Annotated in this window: 1 pseudogene; it reads right to left on the reverse strand. The window is 46.0% G+C overall.

The annotated features are described in order from the left end of the window. Positions 1–32: 32 nt before the first annotated feature. Positions 33–435 (reverse strand): annotated as a pseudogene (locus CWB80_RS21240) (transposase); the annotation flags it as partial.

Raw genomic sequence — 435 nt, forward strand, 5'->3', positions numbered from 1 at the left:
ATATTAGATCAGATATTTAAGCGGAATTTTTTAAATTCTGCAGCTGTATCGTATGTGTGCCAGCCTGCGCCATCTATTATCACGACAGCGTGTCTTCCAACAGGTGTCGCGTGTGATATCTGGCGCATATGCTGCGTCATTGCTTCTTTATTTACGAATGGGCTAACTAACGCTTCTGTTTGGCCTGTGGCTGGACATACCGCGCCAAATAAGTATCCATAGTCAAATTGCTGTTGTTTTACAATCCGTGGCCGAGTGCCTGTTTCAGCCCAAATGCGCGTAGTCGGATTTTGCTGGCCAAATCGTGCTTCGTCCTGAAACCATACGTCGATCCGATCAAGAGGAAGGTGTCCTGGTGTGTGAAGGATCGTTTCCAGCTGGAAGTTTTTTAAAAGCCTCTTGGCTCTGTAATGATTGTTTTGGGTGTTTAGAGCG

Source organism: Pseudoalteromonas sp. S1650 (genome assembly GCF_005887195.1).
Classification (GTDB): Bacteria; Pseudomonadota; Gammaproteobacteria; order Enterobacterales; family Alteromonadaceae; genus Pseudoalteromonas; species Pseudoalteromonas simplex.